Here is a 21,544-nt window from a genome sequence, read left to right as displayed (position 1 = left end):
CAGGAGTCGTCTTGACACGGGCCGATCCCTGAAAGACATTCGCGAGGTCCCTGACGCTTGGACTTACGCCCGAATTCTCTAGCAGAATCGAGATGGATATGCAAAACATTGGAAAAGTCCAAGAATGCGCGCGGCTTGTCCGCGATCGCCTGGGCGCCGTCGAGCCGGAAGCGGTCGGCATAGTGCTCGGAACGGGCCTCGGGGGATTCGCCGAAACCCTAACCGACGCGCGTATCCCCTATGACGAGATCCCGGGTTTTCCCGCCTCCACCGTCGCAAGCCACGCGGGCGCTCTTCTTCAGGGACGCGTTACCGACCGCCAAGTGCTGGCCCTATCCGGTCGCGTTCATATCTATGAAGGATATGACCCCCGGGACATCTGCCTCGGCGTGCGCACCCTGGCAGCGCTCGGCGTGAAGACCGTGATCCTGACCAACGCCGCGGGCGCGCTCGACCCGCGCTTTTGTGTGGGCGACCTGATGTGCATCTCCGACCATCTCAACTGGACGGGACGCACCCCCCTGGCCGGTCCCAACCGCGACGAATGGGGATGCCGTTTTCCCGACATGCGCCAAGTCTGGAGCCCCGAACTGATCGCCCTGACCATGGAAACAGCGCTCTCACTGGGCATCCGGCTCGAAAAAGGGGTCTACCTGCAAACGCCGGGCCCCCAGATGGAGACGCCGGCCGAGACGCGCGCCTACCGCATGCTCGGGGCCGACGCCGTGGGCATGTCCACGGTGCTCGAAGCGATCGCGCTGCATCACATGGGTGTCAAGCTTCTTGGCATCTCCTGCCTGACGAACAAAAATCTGCCCGATTGCATGGAAGAAGCGAGTCTGGAGACGGTCATCGCCCGTGCCACGGAAACGGGCGGCCGCCTTTCGCGGCTGCTGAGGGCTCTCATACCGAAAATTCCGGAGCCCGAAGACGCCCACGCGGGCAAGAACGCCTAAAGTTTTCCCGAAGACGTCCGATAGCGGGTCGAGGCCGCCACGCGGCCCAAGCGAGGTTTGTCATGCCGAACGTCCATCGCATTTGCGCCGTGTTCGCCGGAATCGTTCTGCTCGCCGCCCTGACTGCGGGATGCTCCGTGCAGACGCTGGAAGACTTTCACGCCGCCGCGCAGCGCATGAATCCCAAGAAATCGCCGTGCGAGACGACGGGCTGCGTTCTCGCGGCGAACATGCAGGCGGCCGACACGCTCGATCGCGCGCTTCAAAGCCGCAAATTCCCCAAGAGCGGCCGCATCGTCCTCACGACCTTCGTGGACGTGGACAACCTCGCTGAAACCTCGACCTTGGGCCGTCTGATTCCGGAACAGATATCCGCGCGGCTGGCCCAGAAAGGCTACTCCGCGGTCGAATTGAAGACCCTTTCTCCGGACATTGCAATCCAAAATGATGTGGGCGAGTTCGCCCTTTCGCGACAGACCGGGGAAGTGGTCAAGACGGGCCTGGGCGATGCCATCCTGATCGGGACGTATGCCATGGGAGCGGCCTCGATCGCCGTGACAGTCCGGGTCATTGACGCCGACGACAACGTGGTCCTGGCCGGAGCGGGCTACGAATTGCCGCTCTCCCCCGACGTCATGACTCTGGCCCAGATCGCGCCAGCGCAGCGGTCGGCAGGAACGGGACCCGCGGACCTGCGGCCCGTGGTCTCCACGCTGCTGCCCGGCGACAGGCGCTAAACATCTGCACTCGCCCAAAGGCCGTCCGGCCCAGGCTTCTTGCCCTTTTTCCGCCGACCTGCTAGAGGCTCGCATGACCGGACGCGCGGCCAACGGCCGTGATCGGCATATTTACATCTTTTTGGAGGTTGCATGGCCAAGGAAGACGCGATTGAAGTAGACGGCGTGGTGCAGGAGGCCCTGCCCAACGCCATGTTCCGCGTGGAACTGGAAAACGGGCACGAGGTGCTGGCCCATATTTCCGGCAAAATGCGCAAGTATTACATCCGCATCCTGCCCGGCGACAAGGTGAAGGTCGAACTCTCCCCCTACGACCTGACCCGCGGCCGCATCACCTATCGTCTCAAGTAACGGCGCGGCGGCCACTCCGCCGCGCGGGACCACCCCGCCATGAAACACACGGGCGTCGTCACCTGGTTCAACGAGATCAAGGGCTTCGGGTTCATTCGCGACCACGTCGCGAACGACGACGTGTACGTGGACTTCTCCGCCGTGCAGCGGGAAGGATTCCGGACGCTCTCGGCGGGCGAAGAGGTCGAATTCGTCCGCACCGAGACTGCGGGCGCGCCCAAGGCCGCTGAAGTTCGCGTCATCGGCGGCGCATCCTGACGCACCCCGCCTCCGAAGCAGCATCCGCCGCTGTGCGGCGAAAAATCAAGACTCGCGCGAAAATCCGAGCAGCGCCCGTGCGTTGACCGTGCGCCCTGCCTCCGCCTCTTCATGAACGGCCTGCGGCTCAAAGCCGCCAGCGCAACCGTGTCTCTTTGACGCAGCTTATTACTGCGCCAGGACGGCCTCCTGCACCCCCTGACCTCCCGCGTCGCGCGCCAGAGCCAGTTCGTCGGCCGAGAAGACCTTGCCGATGTCGAGGATGATCACGAAATGCTCGTCCTGCTTCCCCATGCCCCGAATGAACCGGGTGTCGATGCTCGTTCCCATGCGCGGCGCGGGCTCGATGGCCTCGGGCGTCATCTCCACCACCTCGCGCACCGAATCGACCAACGCGCCGAGCACAGTGTCCTCGCCCTCGACCTCGACCTCGACGATGATGATGCAGGTGTTGACCGTGGCCTCGACCTCGGGCAGGCCGAACTTCAAGCGCATGTCCACCACCGGCACGGCGTGGCCGCGCAGGTTGATGACGCCACGCATGAAGGGAGGCGTGCGCGGGATGCGCGTGATGTTCGTGAGTTCCAGAACCTCGCGGACCGACCCGATGTCCAGGGCGAATATCTCGTCTGCAAGGGTGAACGTCAGATACTGGTTGGTCTGCTTTTCCACTTCGCCGCTCATGATTCCCCCGAAACGCGCAGCCACGCCGCGGTTTGATCCCTTTCCCCTAAAGCCCCCGTCGCAAGCGCCGTCCGATTCCCTTGGACGACAAGACTTGGACGAAAGGCCCAGGGCTTCATGAAGGCACTATCGAGCCAGCCCCGCGACGTGTCAAGGAATTATAGTTTTGACGGAGAGCCCCGACGGGCTGGTCAGGCGTCGGGGTGGTCGTGGTGCACGTCGCCCGAAGGGTGAATGTGTACGTGGGCGTGCGGGGCGGGCTTGGACTCGGCGCACACGCGTCCGTTCTTGATGGAGCAGAAATCGTCCGTGGTCTTGGCCAGAAAATCCCAGTCGTGCGAGATGATGACCATGGCCTGGTCCATGCCCCGCAGGATGGCGATCAACTTCTCGCGAGTCGCGGGGTCGAGATTGTTGGTCGGCTCATCGAGCAGGAGCGCCTGCGGGTTCATGGCCAGCACGGCGGCCAGGGCGACAAGCTTTTTCTCCCCGCCGGAAAGCCTGTGCGTGAGCCGGTTCTCGAACCCGCCGAGCCCTAAGGAAGCCAGGACGCCAAGAGCCGTCTCGCGGGCCTGGGCAGGAGGTTGGCCAACGTTCAGTGGTCCGAAGGCCACGTCGTCGAGAACCGTGGGGAAAAAAAGCTGATCGTCGGCGTTTTGCAGCAAAAGCCCGATGGCGGCCCGAACCGGGCCGAAATCCCTTTCCCCCTTCACCTCGCGTCCTTTGAAGAGCACCCTGCCCCGCTCAGGCACGAGCAGGCCCATCATGACGTGCACAAGCGTGGTCTTGCCGCTGCCGTTGGGTCCGAGCAGGCCGATGCGCTGCCCCGCGCGCAGGGAAAAGGCCGCATCGTCGAGCACCGGGGCGCTTGCGCCCGGATACGTGTAGCGCACGCTATCGAGGGCGATCAAAGGGACGTCAGGCATGGACGCCCCGCGTCAAGACATCCACGGCGGCCACAGCCGCGCAAAGGCCGGACATACACCCCAAAAAAAGCGCGTCAAAGGACCGGAAGCGAAATTCACGCAGGGAGACAAAGCGCCCGGTGAAGCCCCGCAGCAGCATGGCCTGATGAACTCGCTGCGCCCGGTCGTGGCTCTTGACCAGCACCATGGCCAAGAGTGCGGCCACGGTACGGTAGGTGTGCATGGAGGTGCGCGGTACGAATCCCCGCAGCTTGGCGGCCGTGCGTAGACGTCCGAATTCCTCGCCCACGACCTGCACGAAACGATAGGTGAAGAGAAAAAGGAACGCCAGCTTTCCCGGCACGCGCAGCCGATACATGGCCTGCCCCAAGGTTGCGGCGTCCGACGTAGCTACGAGGGCAATGAAAGCGAGCACGATGGCGTTGGATTTGAGGCTGATGAGCAGGGCCAGTTCGATGCCTTGCTGCGTGGCCGCGAGAGGGCCGATCGAACGGACCGTCTCGCCCGGCGTGGAAAAGGGCAGCATGAGCCACAGGAACGCGATGAACAGGTTGACCACGAAAAGACGCTTCAGAAGCGGAAGAAGGCGCGGCCGCGAGGCGGCCAGGACGAGGCAAGCGCAGGCAAGGGCCACGGCGGCGGCGCGCGGCGTTGCGCTCACGGCCACCACGACCGAGAAGAGGGTTGCGGCCACGAGACGCGCGCGCGGGTCGAGGCGGTGGATGATGGTGTCGCCCGTGGCGAACGGCTCGTCGAACATCACTCCTTCTTTCGCGCGAACCGCCGCCTGGCGTCAAGCCACGCCGCGATGCCGAAAATCCCCACGATCCAGCCGAGCCCGCCCACCACGTCGCGAAGGCCCGGGCCGTCGTCGGGCGGCACGGGCGCTTGGGGCGGCTTCGCCGCTGCCGGCGCACCGGACTCGGCGCCAAGGGCGGGTTCCGCAGTCGCGGGCACGGCAGCTTCAGCCCGGTCTCCCGCAGCCAGTTCCTCGGGCGCGATGCTCCACTCGGCGCGGTGTCCCGCTCCCGCGTCAACAACGATTGTCAGTCCCTGCCCGCCGTGTTCCATGGGCACGGCAAAGACGGCGCGGCCCTCGGCGTCGGTCGTTCCGGTGGCCAGCACCGCGCCGCTGGCCGTGTCCACGATCTCGACCTTGCCCCCGTTCACCCGGCTGCTTCTGCTGTAATAGGCATCCACCATGACCTGCCCTCCCTCGATCCAGGCGAAGGCATGGACCCGGTGGGCGAAGGCCTCGTGCGGAAGGACGCCCAGGAAACAACAGGCCATGATGACGAAAAGAAAGCGCGACATGGAGGCTCCTTGGATCAGCGCGGCGAAGTGTGCAGCAATTCGGGACGGGATTTGGCGAAAAAGGCCACGGCCATGGCCGTGACCAGACCCTCGACGACCATGACCGGCAGATGGCCGACGACCAGCACTGTGGCCGCCGTGCCGAAGGCTTCGTCGCTCAAGGCGAGGGAGAAGGCGGTCAGGAGCGCGGCCAGAAGCACTCCGGTAAAGCCGCACGCGAAGCCCCCAAGGGCGGCGGTTCTTCCCGTGGCGAGCAGCGGCCGGAACAACACCCAGCAGACGACGGCTGGAAACGCCATGTTGAAGGCGTTGACGCCCAGCGCGGTGAGCCCGCCGTACTGGAACAGCACGGCCTGCAGGGCCAGGGCCACGAGGATTGCGGGAAAGGCGGCCGGTCCGAGGATCGCGCCGAGCAGCCCGTTGAGCACGAGGTGGGCGTTGGCCGGACCGATGGGCACGTGGATGAGCGAGCCCACGAAAAACGCGGCCGCCATGACGGCCACGGTCATCAGCCGCTCATGGCCGATGCGGCGAAGCCCGATCGCGGTTCCGGCGATAGTCAGCGCCGCTCCGCCGAGCAAGACGGGCACGGAAAGAACGCCTTCGGAAATGTGCATCGGCCGCCTTCATCCGCCGCCAGCAAGGCCGGGCGCACACCCGGCCCTGCAGACAGCGTTTGTTTCTCTATTTCGCGCGCTTGGGCTCGACGAATTTGGTCCAGAGCACTGCGCCCATCTCCACGTCCTTGTCCTCGCCCTCGTGCTGCAACGGCTCCGAAGCGGTGGTCAGGGCGGCGAAGCCCCACCAGCCCGCCCAGGGCACGGCATAGGAGAAGACACCATTGTCGTCGGTGAGCACGACCTGCGTGATCAGGTAGTCATTGGGCGCTTCGTACTTGCCGTCGCGATTGTAGTATTCGACCTCGACGACCACGCCCGGCGCGGGCACGCCGTCAACGAACACGCGGCCGGTGAAGACGTTGCCCGCGTAGTTGCCGAAGGGCCGGGTCAGGGGGACGATCTCCGTGGCCAGCCCGAGCGGTTCCTCCCAGCCCTCCTCCTCGCCGAAGGCGGGCACCACCACCTTGGTCAGGTGCTGGATGAAGCAATCCTCGGCGGGCTCGAAATAGGGCTTGGGCGTCATGACGAAGGAATACACGCCCGGCCGCTGCACCGTGTAGGTGGCGGTGAAGGCCTCGCCGCCCATGATCGTGGCGGGCTTCAGAACGGAGGAGATGTCCTGGACCTCGCCGTCGACATAGACCTCGAAACCGGGTTTTTCGAGCGTCATGCCCTCGCCTTCCATGGGATGCGAGAACGACAGCTCCAGGGTCAACGCAGCCTGCTTCCTGTCCAGGACGACGTCCTCGGACGGAATGACCATGCCGAAATGGGCCAAGGCCGCCTTGGCCGCGACCAGCACGAGCAGAAAGGTCAGAATGGACGCGATGCGCTTCATTGCTCCTCCGGGTTGGTTCGCACAGTAGCCACGTCTGGTCGCGCAGTGAAAGCCGCGGCAGAGCGGGCTCGAGCGTGGTGGCGTTCCGTGTTACGATTTTGCTCTTTGTGCATCCCGGAAGAGATGGTTGTCAATTGATTTCACACGCCAGGCCTCATCTTTCGAAAGACTGGCATGCCTCGCGCATGGCGACCAGCTTCCTTGATCGCGGCAGCCGCTTGATGCGCGCCTCCAGCGCGCAGGCGCTCGACCTGTCGCGACAGCACGCGGCCGCGAGCAGCCGCACCGGCCTGCGGGAGAAGGTATAGCGCGCCCCGCCGGGAGACAGGCCGTTGTGCTCGGCCAGCCGCCGGTCGAGATCCTTGGTCACGCCGCAATAAAGCGTCTTGTCGGAACATTCGAGAAGGTACACGTGCCACGCCATGATCACATCCTGGCCGCGCGTATCGCGGCACATGGGTTGTAGCCCTGGACGCAGCGATCCACAAGCCTTGATGCCGTAGTCTGGAGAAGCCGCACGCCCGGCCAGACGCCATTCGCAGACCTGCGCCCATCTCAAGCGGAATATCTATATGTTGTGCAAATTCAATTGATACAATCAATTGTACTTGCATGATAACGATCAGTATCGTCCCTCAAATTTCAACCTGGAAGATGTGCACCGGTCTTCAGTGCTGCCCTGCCCATACTGGTCACGATTCCATTGCATCATGTCTCACCTCCGCCCAGGGAGTGATCTGGGCGCAATTGCGCACGCCGCCATGAACTCGACGCATGACATGGCATGAAGAGCACAAGCATTGTTTCCCCAAGCGAACACAAAAAGAATTCGATTGCCGGTCCAGTGTCAAAAGGTGCTTTATAGACTTGATCCCTTCGTTTTCAGATCGAGAAGGCGGATTTTCTGGTGGATCGAACTCAACAAGGAGAAAGGCATCATGCGCTCACGACGTTTTTTCTGGACGCTCTATTCGCTGCTGCTCATGGCAGGCATAGCGTTCCTTCCCGCTCTGGGACAGGCGAAGAACGCGCCGACGCTCAAGGTGAGCTACGTCTTCACCACCCACCACACGCCGCTCATGATCGCCGCGATCAAGGGGGAGGAGTTCAGGGACCAGGGGGTCTGGCTCAGACCGCTGCTGGACAAGCAGAAATACGAACTCGTGGCCGACGGGGACACCGTGGCCTTCCTCGACTTCGTGGTGGCCAAAAGCGGGTCGGAGTCGGCCACGCTGTTCGCCATGAAGCACATCGACATGGCCCTCGCCTCGGTCACGGCCATGATGGCCGCCGTGGACAAGGGAACTCCCGTGAAGGTGCTGTGTCCGCTGCAGACCGAAGGCATGGCGCTGGTGGCTCCCACCGATTCGAGCCTGGAAAACTGGGATGCCTTTTTGGCCGCAGCCAATAACGCCAAGCAGCCGATCAAGATCGGCTACCACTCGCCGACCAGCGCGCCCAAAATCGTCTTCGAGGGAGCGCTCCGGGAATCCGGCCTGACGGTCACTGAGAATCCCAATGACTACCAGGCGAAAGTGCTCATGGTGGACCTCAAGGAGACGGGCAACATGCTCCCTGCCCTGGCGTCCAAGCAGGTGGAGGCCATCGTCGGCCCCTCGCCCTTCCCCGAGGTCGCCGTCAGCCGCGGCGTGGGCAAGGTGGTCGCCGATCTTCGCGATCTGCCGCCGGAAGGCAGATGGCACGACTATCCCTGCTGCGTCACCGCCGCCCGCGACGACGTCATCGAAGCGCATCCCGAGGTCATGCGGACATTCATCGAACTGATGGCCAAAACGAACACATGGTGCAACCAGAACCAAAGCGAAGCCGGCGCTCTGGCCGCGAGCTGGATCGGAATTCCCGAGTCGGCGGGGCGGGCCTCAAAACTCGTCTTCCTGACGGGATTCACGGATAGCTGGATGGCCAACTCCGGAAACTATCTCGATATCCTCAACCATATGGACAAGTTCAACGGCCAGCTCAAAGGCAAGACGCTGCAGCAGGCCATGACCCTGATGTTCGACACCCGCTTCATCGAACCGGCCGGACAGTGATTTCGCGCCGCCCCCGGTTCCACAAAAGCCGGGGGCGGTTCGGTTCAGGAAGGGACGCCATGAAAAAGTCGCCGACACACATCCTGATGCCCCTGGGGCTGCCCCTGGCCGTGCCGCTTCTCTTTCTGGCGGCCTGGACATGGCTGGCCGGGCTCGTGGCCAACGACATCATCCTGCCTCCGCTGGCCCAGGTCATGGAGATTCTGGGCAAGCCGGGGGAAGGGCTCATCAGCATGGGCTCGCTGGGTCTCAATCTGGCCGTGAGCCTGGTCCGCGTGCTCACCGGCTATCTCCTGGCCGTGGTCATCGCGGTGCCGCTTGGCATCGCCATGGGATATTACGCCTCCATCTTCAAGATGCTGAACACGTTCCTGGGCCTGTTCCGCCCCATCCCTCCCCTGGCCTGGGTGCCGCTCGTGCTCGCCTGGTTCGGGGTGGCCAGTCTCGCCACGGTCTTCGACGTGGAACCCGGCCCGGCCTATGTTTTTCTGAACAACCTCAAATTCTCCATGGTCTTCATCATCTTCATCGGCGCGTTCTACCCCGTGCTGACCAGCTCCATCCATGGAGTGCGCAGCGTGCGCACGACGCTCGTGGACTCGGCAAGGGTTCTGGGCGCGAGCCGCTACGATATCTTCCGCAAGGTGCTCCTGCCCGCGGCCGCGCCATCCATCGTCACGGGCATGCGCATCGGCCTGGGCGTGGCCTGGATGTGCCTGGTTTCCGCCGAAATGCTGCCGGGCAGCCTGTCGGGCGTGGGGTATCTCATCACCCACGCGTACACCGTGGCCCGCACCGACATCGTCGTGGCCGGAATGATCGGCATCGGGGCCGTGGGAGCCTTGCTGGACCTGGCCTTTCGTCTCGTCGAGGACCGCCGCTTCGCGTGGCAGCGCCTGGAACGGTAGGTGGACATGACCAAGCCTCCCGACATCCTGCGCATCGATCGTCTGGAAAAACGCTTCCTTTCACGCGGTGGCCCGGTCGAGGCCCTGGCCTCGGTGAGCCTTGCGGTGAAGGATGGGGAGTTCCTGAGCATTGTGGGGCCCTCGGGTTGCGGCAAGTCCACGCTCCTGCGCATCGCCGCGGGCTTGGAGTCCGCAACGCAGGGCGGAACCTACTACAGAGGGCATCCCGTGGCCGGACCGTGCCGGGAGGTCGGCATGGTCTTCCAGGAATACTCGCTGCTCCCTTGGCGCACGGTCCTGGACAACATCGCCCTGGGACTGGAATTTTCGGGCGTTCCCAGATCCGAACGCCGCAAGCGGGCCAAGCGGTACCTCGATCTCATCGGCATGAAGGAATTCAGGCAGGCCCTGCCCCATGAATTGTCGGGAGGAATGCGCCAGCGGGTTGCCATCGCCAGGGCCCTGGCCAACAAGCCCGAACTGCTCCTGATGGACGAGCCGTTCGGAGCGCTGGACGCATACACGCGCATCCTGCTCCAGAAGGAACTCCTGCGCATCTGGCAGCATGAGCGCAAAAGCGTGGTCTTTGTGACGCACAGCGTTGACGAGGCCATCTTCCTGTCCGACCGCATCGTGGTCATGTCCGCACGGCCCGGGCGCATCATCGAGACCATAGCGGTGACCATGGAAAGGCCGCGCGACCGCGCAAACCCGGATTATGGGCGGCTGTCGGCGCGCATTCTCGAAAAGCTCGAGGCGGAAGCGGCTCCATGACCGGGAATACCGGCCATGATCGTGGCGCGCCTCTCAGCGCGACAAAGGGCCGCCGAATAGTTTCGGCGGCCCTTTCGTTCTCGTGGTAGCCGGGGCGGGACTTGAACCCGCACACTCGAAGAGCACCTGATTTTGAGTCAGGCGTGTCTGCCATTCCACCACCCGGCCGGGAAGGGTACAATCCCTATGCAATGGCGGGCCGCCCTGTCAAGCCACAATGCCAAATAGACACCGGCCCCTTGTCCTCCGCCTCGTGCGGTGCTAGAGGCCTGTTCTTTGCTGAACGGCGTTCGTCCGCCACCGCCATCGAGGAACGAGCATGATCCTGCCCGTGGGAACCATCGTCAACGCCGCGGCCATCCTGGCCGGGGGAGCGATCGGGCTTGCGCTCGGCGCGCGCCTGCCCGCGCGCGTGCGCGCCATCGTCTTTCAGGGGCTGGGCCTTTGCACCCTGGCCCTGGGCCTGAAGATGGCCGCCACCTTCACCGCGCCCCTGATCGTCTTCTTCTCCATCCTGCTCGGCGGAGTCATCGGCGCGGCCATGAATCTCGAAGATTGGCTGGCCTCGCTCGGCGACCGCCTCAAGCGGCTGGTGCGCAGCAAGAACGAGACCTTCACCGCCGGGCTCATTTCGGCCTTCCTGCTCTACTGCGTGGGCTCCATGACCATTCTCGGGGCCTTCGACGAGGGACTGCGCGGCGACCCCACCATCTACTACACCAAGGCCCTGCTCGACGGTTTCGCCTCCATCGCGCTGGCCTCCACCTACGGCGTGGGCGTGCTCTTCTCGGCCATCCCCGTCTTCCTCTACCAGTACGGCCTGACCCTCTTCGCGGCCCAGTTCCAGGATCTGATCACCCCTGCGGTGATGAACGAGCTAACCGCCGTGGGCGGGGTGCTCATCATGGGCATCGGCATCAATCTGCTCGAACTCAAATACATCAAGCTCGGCGACCTTCTGCCCTCCATGGTCGTGGTCGTAATCCTGGGTTCGGTCTTCCTTTGACCCCACGCCGTGAACGAAACCGAAAAGGCCGTGACGCATAAGCGCCACGGCCTTTGTTCTTCAAAGTCCGTTTCTCAACCAGCTCAATCTAGAGAGCCTGCCCAAGCAGTTCGCCGAACTCCTTGCAGCCGACCTGGGTCGAACCGTCGATCTGCCCCGCCAGGTCCACGGTCACGCGCTTGCCGGAGATGACCTTCTCCATGGCGGCGTGGATCAAGGCGGCGGCCTCGCCCCAGCCGACGTGCTCGAGCAGCATGGCGCCCGAAAGGACCAGCGAACCGGGGTTGGCCAAGTCCTTGCCCGCTATGGTCGGCGCGGTGCCGTGGGTCGGCTCGAAAAAGGCGATGTCGTCGGACATGTTCACGCCGGGAGCGAGTCCCAGGCCGCCCACCTGCGCCGCCAGGGCGTCGGAGAGGTAGTCTCCGTTCAGGTTGGGCGAGGCGATGACGTGGTACTGCTCGGGGAACATGAGCACCTGCTGGAACAGCGCGTCGCAGATGCGGTCCTTGATGATCACGGGCTTTTTGCCGCCGTTCTTGGCCTCGTCCTCGGTCATCACCGAATCCGCGAACTCCTCGGCCGCGACTTCATAGCCCCAGGCGCGGAACGCCCCTTCCGTGAACTTCATGATGTTGCCCTTGTGGGCCAGGGTCACTGACGGCCGCTTGTCGTCCAGGGCGAAGCGCAGGGCCTTGCGCACCAGCCGCTTGCAGCCGTTGGGCGTCATGGGCTTCACGCCCACGCCGGCCGTGTCGTCCACGTTGGCCCCGAGCTCGTCGCGCAGGAAGGCCACGAGCTTCCTGGCCTCGGTGGAGCCGGACTTGTACTCGATGCCCGCGTAAACGTCCTCGGTGTTCTCGCGAAAGACCACCATGTTCACCAGATCGGGTCGCTTGACCGGCGACTCGATGCCCTTGAAGTAGCGGATGGGACGGATGCAGGCGTACAGGTCCAAGACCTGGCGCAAGGTCACGTTCAGGCTGCGGAAGCCGCCGCCCACGGGCGTCTCCAGGGGGCCCTTCATGGCCAGATCGCAGTTCTTGAGCGCGGTCATCGTGGCCTCGGGCAGATAGTCGCCCGTGGCGTCGAAGGCCTTCTTGCCCGCCAGAATCTCCTGCCAGTCGAGCTTGCGGAAATCGCCGTAGGCCTTGGCCACGGCCGCGTCGAGAACGGGACGCCCGGCGGCCCACACCTCGCGGCCGATGCCGTCGCCCTCGATGAAAAGCACGGTCTTAGTCTGCATGTATCCTCCAAAAATCGAGATGGATGTTCGTTCGCACGTTTGCGCCAGAGAGCGGGACGCCTGCACGCAGCGCGCCCTGCCCCCGCAGCCGGGGAAAATTCGTCCAGTGTGTCTAGAGGCTTTGCCCTTGCCGGTCAAGAAACGCACAGCGGGGCGCTGCCGAACGCATAACGCGCCATTCGGCCTTCAGACGTCGAATGATCGGCAGGAAACGTGAATTTAATCACAATCGGCGGCGCAGGCACCGCCTGCCTGTATCATTGCCTGATGTGATCCGCACGCCCTCAGGGCGCATCTGGTGCGGGAACAAAATCCGCCTGAGCTTCCAAGGCGGACGAAAATTCGGGATGAAAGCGCTTGGAGCCGAGGTAGCGGCTGCTCCAGTACGGGATGGTCATGGGCTCCTCGCGCACCACGGCCCCGGTCTTGGGACTGTGCACGATGGTGCCGCGCTCGGTGACGATGCCCACGTGCAGATCCTTTGGCTTGCCGCCGGTGCGGAACACCGCCACGTCGCCTGGCTGCCGTTCGCCTGGAGGCACGAACCGTCCCCCGGCCCACAGCTCATGGGCGGTGCGCGGCACGTCCAGGCCATTTTGCGCGTGCACCCACCACACGAACCCGGAGCAATCGAAGCCCTGGTCGGGGGAATAACCACCATAGGCGTACGGCGTGCCTATCTGGGAGCGCGCCGTGACGACCAGGGGCATGCCGGGATGCCCTTCAAAACCGTGCCCGGCCGGAGGCGGCGCGGCCCCGCGCCCGGCACAGCCTGCAAGGAACAGCGCGCAGGCGAAAACGAGCAGGGCAAGACGACGGCGGTAGCTATCCATGCGCTCTTCCCTATCAGCCGGGTGAAGATATGTCATCCCGGTCCGACCGGCGGAGACGAGGTGGCGCGAGGAACCACAGGACGACGATGGTCAGCGTCCACAGTGCATAGAGCACGGCCAGGACACGCAGGTCCGCGTCCACATACAGCAGCCGGGAAAGCCAGTGGGCGATGAAGGACGTCTCGTATCCCTCTTGCCCGGCCGCGATGCGCAGGGCGCTTTCCCAGTCCGTGAGCGGGCAATAGCGGCCAAGCGCCGCGAACAGCAGCACAACCCCCATGCAGACCAGATGGGCGAGCCTGAAGAACCTGTTGCGTGCGAACTGCCACCCCATCGCGAGACCGAGCACAGTCGCGGGCAGCGCGAGGATATTGAAGGCCGCGATCAGGAAATGGACGACCAGGACGACGTCCGCCAGGAGAATCGCGAACCAGACCTGCATCTCAGCCGCCCTCCACCGGCAGTGTCAGGCGTGCGGGAGACGCACCGCCGAGGTAAAGAGTCCAGTTCACGCCGCCCTCACGTGGGATGCGCACGAACTGGTCCGCATCCGCCCCGGCCAGGGCCAGCCGGATGCGCCATCCCTTGGGCACCGCCACTGCCGTGGGCAAGAGCGGCACGACCATATCCGCAACCTCGCCGGGCACGAGCGGCGAACCGTGGGCGCGCAGGAAGGTCCGCCCGGCCTCGGAGCCCTGGTGACGGTGCAGGGCGCGTAAAACGCCTTCCGTCAGCATCGCCGCCTTGCCCGAAGGGGCCACCGCTTCGAGGTAGACGTGCACGGCCGCGTCCTCGCGATCAGCCGCAAGCCGAAGGTACGCCACGGCCTCGCCGACGATGACGAGCGGCGCGTCGAGAGGTTCGGAATCGAAGACCACGAGCCGGGCGGCGTCCTCGCGGCCAGGGTAGGCCACGTTCGAGCGGTTCAACTGGGTGCGCCAGCGGTTCGCCCCCCCGCTCCCCACGGAAAAATCAACGGCGTGAACAATGCTGGATTCCTCCTCGGGTGCTTCGCCCGAGAGCCTGCCCCCGGAGTCAAGGTGAAACGTGCGCGACGAAATCCCTTGCGGCGGCCAGACACCCGTACGTCTCCAGCCTCCGCCGTCCACCTCGTGCCCCATGACGTGGTATATCACGCCGGACTCGGGCCGTGGGCCGTTGTCCCGCAAGTGGTGTTCGAGAAAGCGCAGTTGCTCGTAGAGCCGGACACGGCGCGACGGGGGCAGAGAATCCGCGCCGGTGATGAGGTCGCTCATTTGCTCGGCCCCGTGGTTCCAGGGCCCGATGACGGTGCGGACCAGTCCGCCCAGGGCTTTGGCCCTGGCCAGCGCCGAGGCGGCATAGGCCCCGTCGTGCCAGCCGCCCCAGGCGTAGAAAGGCGTTGCAGTGGCCCGCATGTCGTCGACGAAGGCATGCGGACTGAAAGCGTCCGTGGAAACCCCCGGAGCCGGAGCCACGTCGTCTCGGAAGGTGACGCTCAATGCGTCGGCGTGGATGTCGCCATTCTTGGCGTGCTGAGCAACGTTCCTGGCCAGGGCCTCGCGCGCCGTCTCGCCCTCGCCCACCGGGGCCACGCCGCGCAGCACCTGCTTCAGCCACCAAGGGGCGCTGTCGGGCAGACGGTTGGCGTCCAGGGCCTGATTGAAGCGCCCCCAGCGGAAGACGAACCAGTCGTTTCGCACACCGCCCGGAAAGGCGATGTCGGTGTAGACATCGTAGAGGCTGAACATGGGCAGCACGGCGCGCAAGGCGGGATGCCCCAGCCCGGCCGCGAATTCCGCCGCCGTGCCCACATAGGACACGCCCATGGCGGCAACGCGGCCATTTGACCACGGCTGCCCGGCCATCCACGTGATGACCTCGCGCAGGTCCTCGCGCTCGGCCGGAGCCCACGGATAGGGCCTGCTGCCGCCCGAGGCCCCGGAACCGCGTACGTCCATGCGCACCACCGCGTATCCGTGCGCAGTGAAGAAACGTACGTCGTCGTCGAGGCCGAACAGATCGTCCAGCGGCCAAAGCATGTCGGCCCTGCGCCAGTAGCGCGTGGGAAAAAGGAGCGCGGGCGCCGTTTCCGTTCCCAACCCCCGCGGCAGCCAGACGTCCAGGGCGATGGACACGCCGTCGCGCATGACGAGGCTCACGGATTGAAGATCGACTCCGTCGAAACGCGGAACGGGAAGATGCGCGGCCGAGCCCCCGAACACGGCTTCGAGTTCGCGGGCCTCGCCGGGCGCGAGGGTATCGACCTTCTCCGGCGAGAGGATCAGCCAGCCCGCCAGGGCGATACTCACAAGGAGAATCGCCAGCGCGGCAAGAACGTGGCGAAGCCGGATGCGGCGAATCATGACCTTCAGCCCTACCCGATCGTACGCGTTGGATGCGGCGCAGTCCGTTCACGAAACGCGAGGCCGGGACGGCAAACGAGGGTTCGGGCGGCAAGGGACGCGCGAAGGGATGTCCCGTAGCGCGCCCCAGCCGTCGGGGCCCTGAAGCAGGACCGCTTACTCGACCTCGAACCGCTTAGCCGTGATGATGGTCACGGGATCGGCGGGCACGTCGTCGTGAAACCCATGGCGCTTGGTACGCACCTTGTTGATCTTGTCCACCGTGGCCATGCCCTCCTCGACCTTGCCGAAGACGCAGTAGCCGAAGGTTTCGGGAGTGTCTCCCCTGCGATCCAGGAAGTGGTTGTCCTTGACGTTGATGAAGAACTGGGCCGTGGCGCTGTGCGGCTCCATGGTCCGGGCCATGGCGATGGTCCCGCGCAGGTTCTTGACCTCGGGGTTGGCCTCGTTCTCGACCGGCGCGCCCGTGGGACGCTCCTTCATCATCATGTCGAACCCGCCGCCCTGGTTCATGAAATCGCGGATCACGCGGTGGAAGATCGTGCCGTCGTAAAAGCCCTTGTCCACGTAGGAGAGAAAGTTCTCCACGGTCTTGGGGGCCTTGTCGGCGAAAAGTTCAAGAAGAATCTCTCCCTCGGAAGTTTCCAGCAGCACCATGGGATTTGACATCGCTTCTCCTTACTCCGTTTCTTTCTCGTGTCGTTTCGTCGCCACCACGGTCCGGTCCCGGCCCGCCTCCTTGGCCTCGTACAAAGCCTGATCGACGATGGCGAAAAATTCCGTGGCCGTGGAGACGGCCTTGTGGTCCAGTTCGGCCACGCCGAGCGAGACGCGCACCGTGACGTGGCTTCCGTCAGGCATGGCAACGGGGTGCTATTTGATCACGTTGCGTATGCGCTCGGCAAGCGTCAACCCACCCTCGGCATCCGTGTTGGGCATGATGACCGCAAATTCCTCGCCGCCCACGCGGGCCACGGTGTCACCCTGACGCACCAGCCCCGCCACGGTTTGGGCCACGATCTTCAACACCTTGTCGCCCGCGGGATGCCCCCAAGTGTCGTTGACCTGTTTGAAGTGGTCCAGGTCGAGCAAAATGAGCGTGAGCGGCTTGGTATAACGCTGGGCGTTGCTGAATTCGGCTTTCAAGGTCTCATGGAAATAGCGTGTGTTGAAGAGTCGCGTCAGGTGATCCACCAACGACAATTCGGCGAATCGCTGCTCATGCCTCCCGACCACATATCCGAAAACCCCAAAGGAGGCCATGGAACCAAGCGTGATGTATCCGAAAAGCAGTGCCTGATACCCTGCGTCGGCTTTCGACCAAAGATCGAAAAGCGTACAGATCACGGCCCAGCCGAGTCCGACTCCCATGCCGAGAACCAGACCCTGCCTGAGGCGTCGTGCGGTTTTTCCCACGTCCGGCAGGTTCATCGTGCGTATCTAGCACCAAATCATCCGGCCGCTCAATGCTTTTGAGTCCGCAACCTCCCCCGCCGCAAACCCGGCTCTTGACGCGGCCTGTCAGGATTCCTTTTTGCGCGCCGCCCGCAAGGAGTGCCGCTTGATCTGCGAAAGCTCGGCCTTGCGCAACCGGATGGAGGACGGCGTGACCTCCACGAGTTCATCGTCACGGATGAAGTTGATGGCCCGCTCAAGCGTCATGGGCGTGACGTTGGTCAGGATCACGTTCTCGTCCTTGCCCGAGGCGCGCATGTTGGTGAGCTTCTTCTCCTTGCACGGGTTCACGTCCAGATCGCTCTCCCGATTGTGCTCGCCCACGATCATACCCTCGTAAACGGGATCGTTGGGCACGACGAAGAGACGACCGCGCGGCTCCAGGTTGAAGAGCGCATAGGCCACGCCCTGCCCAGACCGGTCGGCCACCAGCGACCCGGTGAAGCGGGTCGGGAAATCACCGCGAAACTCGCCGTACCCCTCGAAGTACGAGGTCATGATGCCCGTGCCCTTGGTGTCGGTCAGGAACTCGTCACGATAACCGATGAGCCCGCGCGACGGCACGTTGAACTCGAGCCTGACGCGGCCGTTGCCATGGTTCACGAGATTCACGAGACGCCCCTTGCGCTGCGAGAGCTTCTCCGTGACCGTGCCGGTGAATTCCTCGCCGCAGTTCACGTAGAGGCGCTCGATGGGCTCGAGCTTCTTTCCCTGCTCATCGGTCTTGAAGATGACCTCGGGCCGGCCGACCGTGAGCTCGAAGCCCTCCCGGCGCATGGTCTCAACCAGGATGGCCATCTGGAACTCGCCGCGCCCCTTGACCAGAAAGCTGTCGCGGCCCTCAGCCTCCTCCACGCGGATGGAGACGTTGGCCAGGCTCTCGCGCACCAGGCGCTCGCGCAGCTTGGACGAGGTGAGTTGCTTGCCCTCGCGCCCGGCCAGGGGGGAAGTATTGATGGAAAACTTCATGAAGACAGTGGGGTCGTCCACGGTGATGCGCGGCAGGGCCTTGCCGCCATCTTCAACGGTGATCGTGTCGCCGATGTGCACGTCCTCGATGCCCGAAAGGACGACGATGTCGCCGGGTTCAGCCGTAGCCGCGTCCGCCAGCCGGATGCCTTCGTAGGTCTGCAGCCGCGAGACGCGAAGTGGTTTGCGCTGCCCGCCCTCTCCCACGCAGATCAAGCGCTCGCCCGAGGTCACCCGGCCGTGAAAGACCTTGCCGATGGCCAGACGCCCGAGAAATTCCGAATAGCCGAGATCGGAGACGAGCATCTGGAACGGCTCGCCCTCGTCATGAAGCGGCGCGTGGATCTTCTCGATGATGGTTTCGAAGAGGGGCGTCAGATCCACCCGGGGATCGTCCAGGTCGCGCATGGCCACGCCGTCGCGTCCCACGGCGTACAGCAGGGGGAATTCGAGTTGCTCGTCGGTGGCGTCGAGTTCGATGAACAGATCGTAGACCTCGTTCACCACTTCCTGCGGCCTGGCGTCCTTGCGGTCGATCTTGTTGATGACGACGATGACGCGATGCCCGGCTTCGAGGGTCTTCTTGAGCACGAAGCGGGTCTGGGGCAGCGGCCCCTCCGAGGCGTCCACGAGCAGGATCGCGCCATCCACCATGGACAGGGCGCGTTCTACCTCGCCGCCGAAGTCAGCGTGACCAGGGGTGTCGAGGATGTTGATCTTCACGCCGCCCCAGGCCACCGAGCAGTTTTTGGCAGCGATGGTGATACCGCGCTCCCGCTCAAGATCCATGGAGTCCATGAGGCGATCCTCGACCTCTTGGTTTTCGCGGAACAGGCCGCTTTGCTTGAACATGGCGTCGACGAGGGTGGTCTTGCCGTGGTCGACGTGGGCAATAATGGCGATGTTGCGGATGGCTTGGTTGCGCATGGCGGTAGGGATATCCTGCGTGTATGACGGAAGGGTGGCGAAAGGGGGAGGCGAAAAAAACCCCGCCCGGCGTGAGTGCGGGGCGGGGACTCTCTGAAAACGGTTCGGGCTGCTAGTAGTCGCGGCGGGGCCGGGCGGGCTTCTTCTGGTTGGCCTCGTTGACGCGCAGAGTGCGGCCGTTGAAGTCCTTACCGTCGAGGGCCTCGATGGCGGCCTTGGCGGCAGCCTCATCCATCTCGACGAAACCGAAGCCACGGAACCTGCCAGTCTCGCGATCCATGATGAACTTCACGTTGAAGACCTCGCCGTAGCTGGCGAAGTGGTTACGGACGTCTTCCTCGGAAACGGAGAAAGGCAGATTGCCGACATAGATGGACGTGGACATGAAATGATCTCCTGATGCGTGATGAAAAAAGTTGATAGTGAAACAAGAATACGTGGCCCCAACCTCGGCTTACGCTCGGGTAAGCCATTCCCGACTACCCGAAGGTGACACATCTAGCAAGAAAAAAAATTACGGGGATGTGACTTTTTTCTTGTCCGGCGAATTCCAGACCTTTTAGCTCCGCGAAACGGCCTTCTGTGAAACAACGAAGAATGCAATGCAAGAAAGGAAAGGCCACCACTCAAATCATGTTATCCGTTGCCATCCTGATCTGCATCCATATTCTACAACCGCCTCACCATTGGAATGAATGAAATCACTTTCGTCATGATTCTATAAAAATGATACATATTCTTAAAAAAAATCATATCAAATGCTATACTATAAATAAATATACAAATTAATAGACAAGGCAACATTCAAAATCAAACACATTTTATTTTAAAAAAATTTTTTACAACACGCCATCGTTCATATTTCGATTTAAGAATAGATTTATGCCTCGATGAAACAAACGTGTTTGACTGAAATCGCCATAGAAATGTTCGGAACACACAATATAAGATTGAAAGATACCCTGTCGCTTCATAGCACATCCCCATGTGATGACATGCCACAAACGACATTGCATGTCTTGCGTCATTGCAAGATAAACACGTGGACGCGCCGCGGCGACTCAATGTGTACAGAGATAGTATTCACCTGACACTGCCGCCCTTGGGGGGCTGAGTTACGCAGCGTCCTTTGCCGCCTTTCTTCCCGGCTCCTTCTTCAGGATGCCGTCGAGGAACGCCTGGTAGGGCGTTCTGCCTTCCATGCCGCGTCCCTGGTGGGCACGCTCATGGTTGTAGTGATGCAGGTAACTGTCCAGATCCTTTTGCATTTCATCCACCGACTCGTACCACTTTTCCCGGCCCTTGATCCGGAAATGCTCGTCCAAAAGGGTCCGGTGCAGGCGTTCCACAAAACCGTTGCTCTGCGGTCGCCGGACCTTGGTGGTGCGGTGCTCAATGCCTTCCAGTTGCAGGAAAAGCTCATACGGGTGTCGGTCGGGACGGCCGCAGAACTCCCGCCCGTTGTCCGAGAGCACGGTCGTGATCGTTGTGCCGTGCGCCTCAAAGTGCGGCAGCACGTCTTCGTTGAGCAGGTGCACCGCCGTCACCGGCAGCTTGGTGGTGTACAGGCGTCCGAACGCGTAGCGGCTGTGGCAGTCCAGGGCCGATTGCAGGTAGATGCGGCCCACGCCCTTGAGCACCCCCACGAAGAACGTGTCCACGGCCACGAGGTCGCCCGTGTGACGGGTCTCGATGTGCCGCTCCCTGAACTCCGGGCTGAATCGTTCCAGCATGCGAACTTGCTCGTCGCTCAGCTTCACGTCCTGCGCACGCGCGAAACGCTCCAGCCGTAAGAGCCGTGAATGACGGGAGAGCAGGTCGTGGCGGCTCCAGACACGCGCACGCCTCCAGAACTCACCTGCACGCCCTGCAAGACCAACTGCTGCGCCACCCGCAGCGGACCGTGCGTCGGGAAGTCCCGGCTGTAGTCGAGAATGGCCTTTTCCACTGCCTCGTCCACGCGGTTGGGATGCGGCCCCCTGGCTCCGGGCAGCCTGTCGAGCAGACCGTCAGCCCCGAAACTCTGGAAGTTGCGCCGTATCTCGTAGAACTGCTGCCGCGAATAGCCCATGATCTTGCACGCCTTCTGACGTTGCCCAACTCCGTAGCCAACTCTAGCAAGCTCAGCTTCCTTCGTGCTACCTTCTTCCCCGTGGTCATGACGTTCTCCTGGTTGTGGGTGGATGAAGCTTCGTAACCTCATCGCTACCCCACCAAGGGACGGCATGGCCACTTCCTCTTGCGAGGGCCTACTGTCAGGGGATAACCATCTCAGAACACTCAATGATCTGCTCCGCCTTTTCTGTGCCTCACAATGCGCGTCCGAAGCCGTTCAGCTCATGTCGC

At 63.2% G+C, this 21,544-nt stretch carries 24 protein-coding genes, 1 tRNA gene and 1 pseudogene; 8 read left to right on the top strand and 18 right to left on the bottom strand.

Annotation, left to right across the window (positions count from 1 at the left end; all coding sequences use genetic code 11):
* Positions 1-98 precede the first annotated feature (98 nt).
* From DSAT_RS13415 to DSAT_RS13400, 4 genes are all read left to right on the top strand, one after another.
* A complete protein-coding gene (locus tag DSAT_RS13415) occupies positions 99-956 on the top strand; it encodes a purine-nucleoside phosphorylase (RefSeq protein ID WP_020888074.1) in 858 nt (285 codons plus the stop codon).
* A gap of 62 nt (positions 957-1,018) precedes the next feature.
* Positions 1,019-1,693 carry a FlgO family outer membrane protein gene (locus DSAT_RS14995; protein ID WP_020888073.1) on the top strand — a complete coding sequence of 225 codons (675 nt, stop codon included), beginning with the start codon at positions 1,019-1,021 and terminating at the stop codon, positions 1,691-1,693.
* 132 nt (positions 1,694-1,825) lie between these two features.
* Entirely contained in the window at positions 1,826-2,044 is a 219-nt protein-coding gene (infA, locus tag DSAT_RS13405) for a translation initiation factor IF-1 (protein ID WP_020881716.1), read from the top strand.
* A 39-nt stretch (positions 2,045-2,083) separates the two neighbouring features.
* A complete protein-coding gene (locus tag DSAT_RS13400) occupies positions 2,084-2,302 on the top strand; it encodes a cold shock domain-containing protein (RefSeq protein WP_020888072.1) in 219 nt (72 codons plus the stop codon).
* 168 nt (positions 2,303-2,470) lie between these two features.
* Here DSAT_RS13400 and DSAT_RS13395 read toward each other — a convergent pair whose 3' ends face one another.
* The 7 genes from DSAT_RS13395 to DSAT_RS13365 form a co-directional block, all read right to left on the bottom strand.
* The gene (locus DSAT_RS13395) at positions 2,471-2,986 is read right to left on the bottom strand and encodes a chemotaxis protein CheW (RefSeq protein ID WP_020888071.1); all 516 of its coding nucleotides are present in this window, start codon (positions 2,984-2,986) and stop codon (positions 2,471-2,473) included.
* A gap of 191 nt (positions 2,987-3,177) precedes the next feature.
* Positions 3,178-3,912: an energy-coupling factor ABC transporter ATP-binding protein gene (locus DSAT_RS13390; protein ID WP_020888070.1), complete on the bottom strand. Its 735-nt coding sequence runs from the start codon at positions 3,910-3,912 to the stop codon at positions 3,178-3,180.
* Positions 3,905-4,672, bottom strand: coding sequence for a cobalt ECF transporter T component CbiQ (gene cbiQ / locus DSAT_RS13385; protein ID WP_020888069.1), 768 nt, complete (start codon positions 4,670-4,672; stop codon positions 3,905-3,907). The genes DSAT_RS13390 and cbiQ overlap by 8 nt, the downstream gene beginning before the upstream one ends.
* A complete protein-coding gene (locus DSAT_RS13380; RefSeq protein ID WP_020888068.1) occupies positions 4,672-5,226 on the bottom strand; it encodes a NikL family nickel/cobalt ECF transporter subunit in 555 nt (184 codons plus the stop codon). Before DSAT_RS13380 ends, cbiQ begins: the two co-directional genes overlap by 1 nt.
* Before the next feature lie 14 nt (positions 5,227-5,240).
* Entirely contained in the window at positions 5,241-5,843 is a 603-nt protein-coding gene (cbiM, locus tag DSAT_RS13375) for a cobalt transporter CbiM (RefSeq protein ID WP_020888067.1), read from the bottom strand.
* 67 nt (positions 5,844-5,910) lie between these two features.
* Positions 5,911-6,684 carry a DUF4198 domain-containing protein gene (locus DSAT_RS13370; protein WP_020888066.1) on the bottom strand — a complete coding sequence of 258 codons (774 nt, stop codon included), beginning with the start codon at positions 6,682-6,684 and terminating at the stop codon, positions 5,911-5,913.
* A gap of 154 nt (positions 6,685-6,838) precedes the next feature.
* Positions 6,839-7,108 carry a GIY-YIG nuclease family protein gene (locus DSAT_RS13365; protein WP_020888065.1) on the bottom strand — a complete coding sequence of 90 codons (270 nt, stop codon included), beginning with the start codon at positions 7,106-7,108 and terminating at the stop codon, positions 6,839-6,841.
* A gap of 514 nt (positions 7,109-7,622) precedes the next feature.
* Between DSAT_RS13365 and DSAT_RS13360 the strand changes: the two genes are divergently transcribed.
* Genes DSAT_RS13360 through DSAT_RS13350 form a run of 3 tightly spaced genes read left to right on the top strand, consistent with a single transcriptional unit; the run spans position 7,623 to position 10,420 of the window.
* A complete protein-coding gene (locus DSAT_RS13360) occupies positions 7,623-8,738 on the top strand; it encodes an ABC transporter substrate-binding protein (protein ID WP_020888064.1) in 1,116 nt (371 codons plus the stop codon).
* Between the two features lie 59 nt (positions 8,739-8,797).
* Complete coding sequence (locus tag DSAT_RS13355) at positions 8,798-9,646, top strand: ABC transporter permease (protein WP_020888063.1); 849 nt, start codon at positions 8,798-8,800, stop codon at positions 9,644-9,646.
* A 6-nt stretch (positions 9,647-9,652) separates the two neighbouring features.
* Complete coding sequence (locus DSAT_RS13350) at positions 9,653-10,420, top strand: ABC transporter ATP-binding protein (protein WP_020888062.1); 768 nt, start codon at positions 9,653-9,655, stop codon at positions 10,418-10,420.
* 83 nt (positions 10,421-10,503) lie between these two features.
* On the opposite strand, the gene DSAT_RS13345 is transcribed toward DSAT_RS13350, so the two are convergent.
* Positions 10,504-10,588, bottom strand: a tRNA-Leu gene (locus tag DSAT_RS13345).
* 151 nt (positions 10,589-10,739) lie between these two features.
* On the opposite strand from DSAT_RS13345, the gene DSAT_RS13340 reads away from it, so the two are divergent.
* Entirely contained in the window at positions 10,740-11,426 is a 687-nt protein-coding gene (locus tag DSAT_RS13340) for a DUF554 domain-containing protein (RefSeq protein ID WP_020888061.1), read from the top strand.
* A gap of 88 nt (positions 11,427-11,514) precedes the next feature.
* Here DSAT_RS13340 and icd read toward each other — a convergent pair whose 3' ends face one another.
* The 10 genes and pseudogenes from icd to DSAT_RS13295 form a co-directional block, all read right to left on the bottom strand.
* Positions 11,515-12,669: an NADP-dependent isocitrate dehydrogenase gene (gene icd / locus DSAT_RS13335; RefSeq protein ID WP_020888060.1), complete on the bottom strand. Its 1,155-nt coding sequence runs from the start codon at positions 12,667-12,669 to the stop codon at positions 11,515-11,517.
* Positions 12,670-12,953: 284 nt separating this feature from the next.
* A complete protein-coding gene (locus DSAT_RS13330; protein ID WP_020888059.1) occupies positions 12,954-13,502 on the bottom strand; it encodes a C40 family peptidase in 549 nt (182 codons plus the stop codon).
* 13 nt (positions 13,503-13,515) lie between these two features.
* Positions 13,516-13,944: a DUF2784 domain-containing protein gene (locus DSAT_RS13325; protein WP_020888058.1), complete on the bottom strand. Its 429-nt coding sequence runs from the start codon at positions 13,942-13,944 to the stop codon at positions 13,516-13,518.
* Between the two features lies 1 nt (position 13,945).
* On the bottom strand, positions 13,946-15,847 hold the full coding sequence (locus DSAT_RS13320) for a CocE/NonD family hydrolase (RefSeq protein ID WP_020888057.1): 1,902 nt from the start codon (positions 15,845-15,847) through the stop codon (positions 13,946-13,948).
* Between the two features lie 156 nt (positions 15,848-16,003).
* Positions 16,004-16,516 (bottom strand): peptidylprolyl isomerase, encoded by a 513-nt coding sequence (locus tag DSAT_RS13315; RefSeq protein ID WP_020888056.1) that lies wholly within the window; start codon positions 16,514-16,516, stop codon positions 16,004-16,006.
* Positions 16,517-16,525: 9 nt separating this feature from the next.
* Positions 16,526-16,708 (bottom strand): GGDEF domain-containing protein, encoded by a 183-nt coding sequence (locus DSAT_RS15805; protein ID WP_020888055.1) that lies wholly within the window; start codon positions 16,706-16,708, stop codon positions 16,526-16,528.
* A gap of 12 nt (positions 16,709-16,720) precedes the next feature.
* On the bottom strand, positions 16,721-17,278 hold the full coding sequence (locus DSAT_RS13310) for a GGDEF domain-containing protein (RefSeq protein ID WP_020888054.1): 558 nt from the start codon (positions 17,276-17,278) through the stop codon (positions 16,721-16,723).
* A 90-nt stretch (positions 17,279-17,368) separates the two neighbouring features.
* A complete protein-coding gene (gene typA, locus DSAT_RS13305; RefSeq protein WP_020888053.1) occupies positions 17,369-19,198 on the bottom strand; it encodes a translational GTPase TypA in 1,830 nt (609 codons plus the stop codon).
* 112 nt (positions 19,199-19,310) lie between these two features.
* A complete protein-coding gene (gene rbp / locus DSAT_RS13300) occupies positions 19,311-19,583 on the bottom strand; it encodes an RNA-binding regulator (protein WP_020888052.1) in 273 nt (90 codons plus the stop codon).
* A gap of 730 nt (positions 19,584-20,313) precedes the next feature.
* A pseudogene (locus DSAT_RS13295) lies at positions 20,314-21,358 on the bottom strand (IS481 family transposase).
* Positions 21,359-21,544 lie beyond the last annotated feature (186 nt).

Origin of the sequence: Alkalidesulfovibrio alkalitolerans DSM 16529, from assembly GCF_000422245.1 — a bacterium.
Lineage (GTDB): Bacteria > Desulfobacterota > Desulfovibrionia > Desulfovibrionales > Desulfovibrionaceae > Alkalidesulfovibrio > Alkalidesulfovibrio alkalitolerans.
This window is presented reverse-complemented; position numbering and strand designations above follow the sequence as displayed.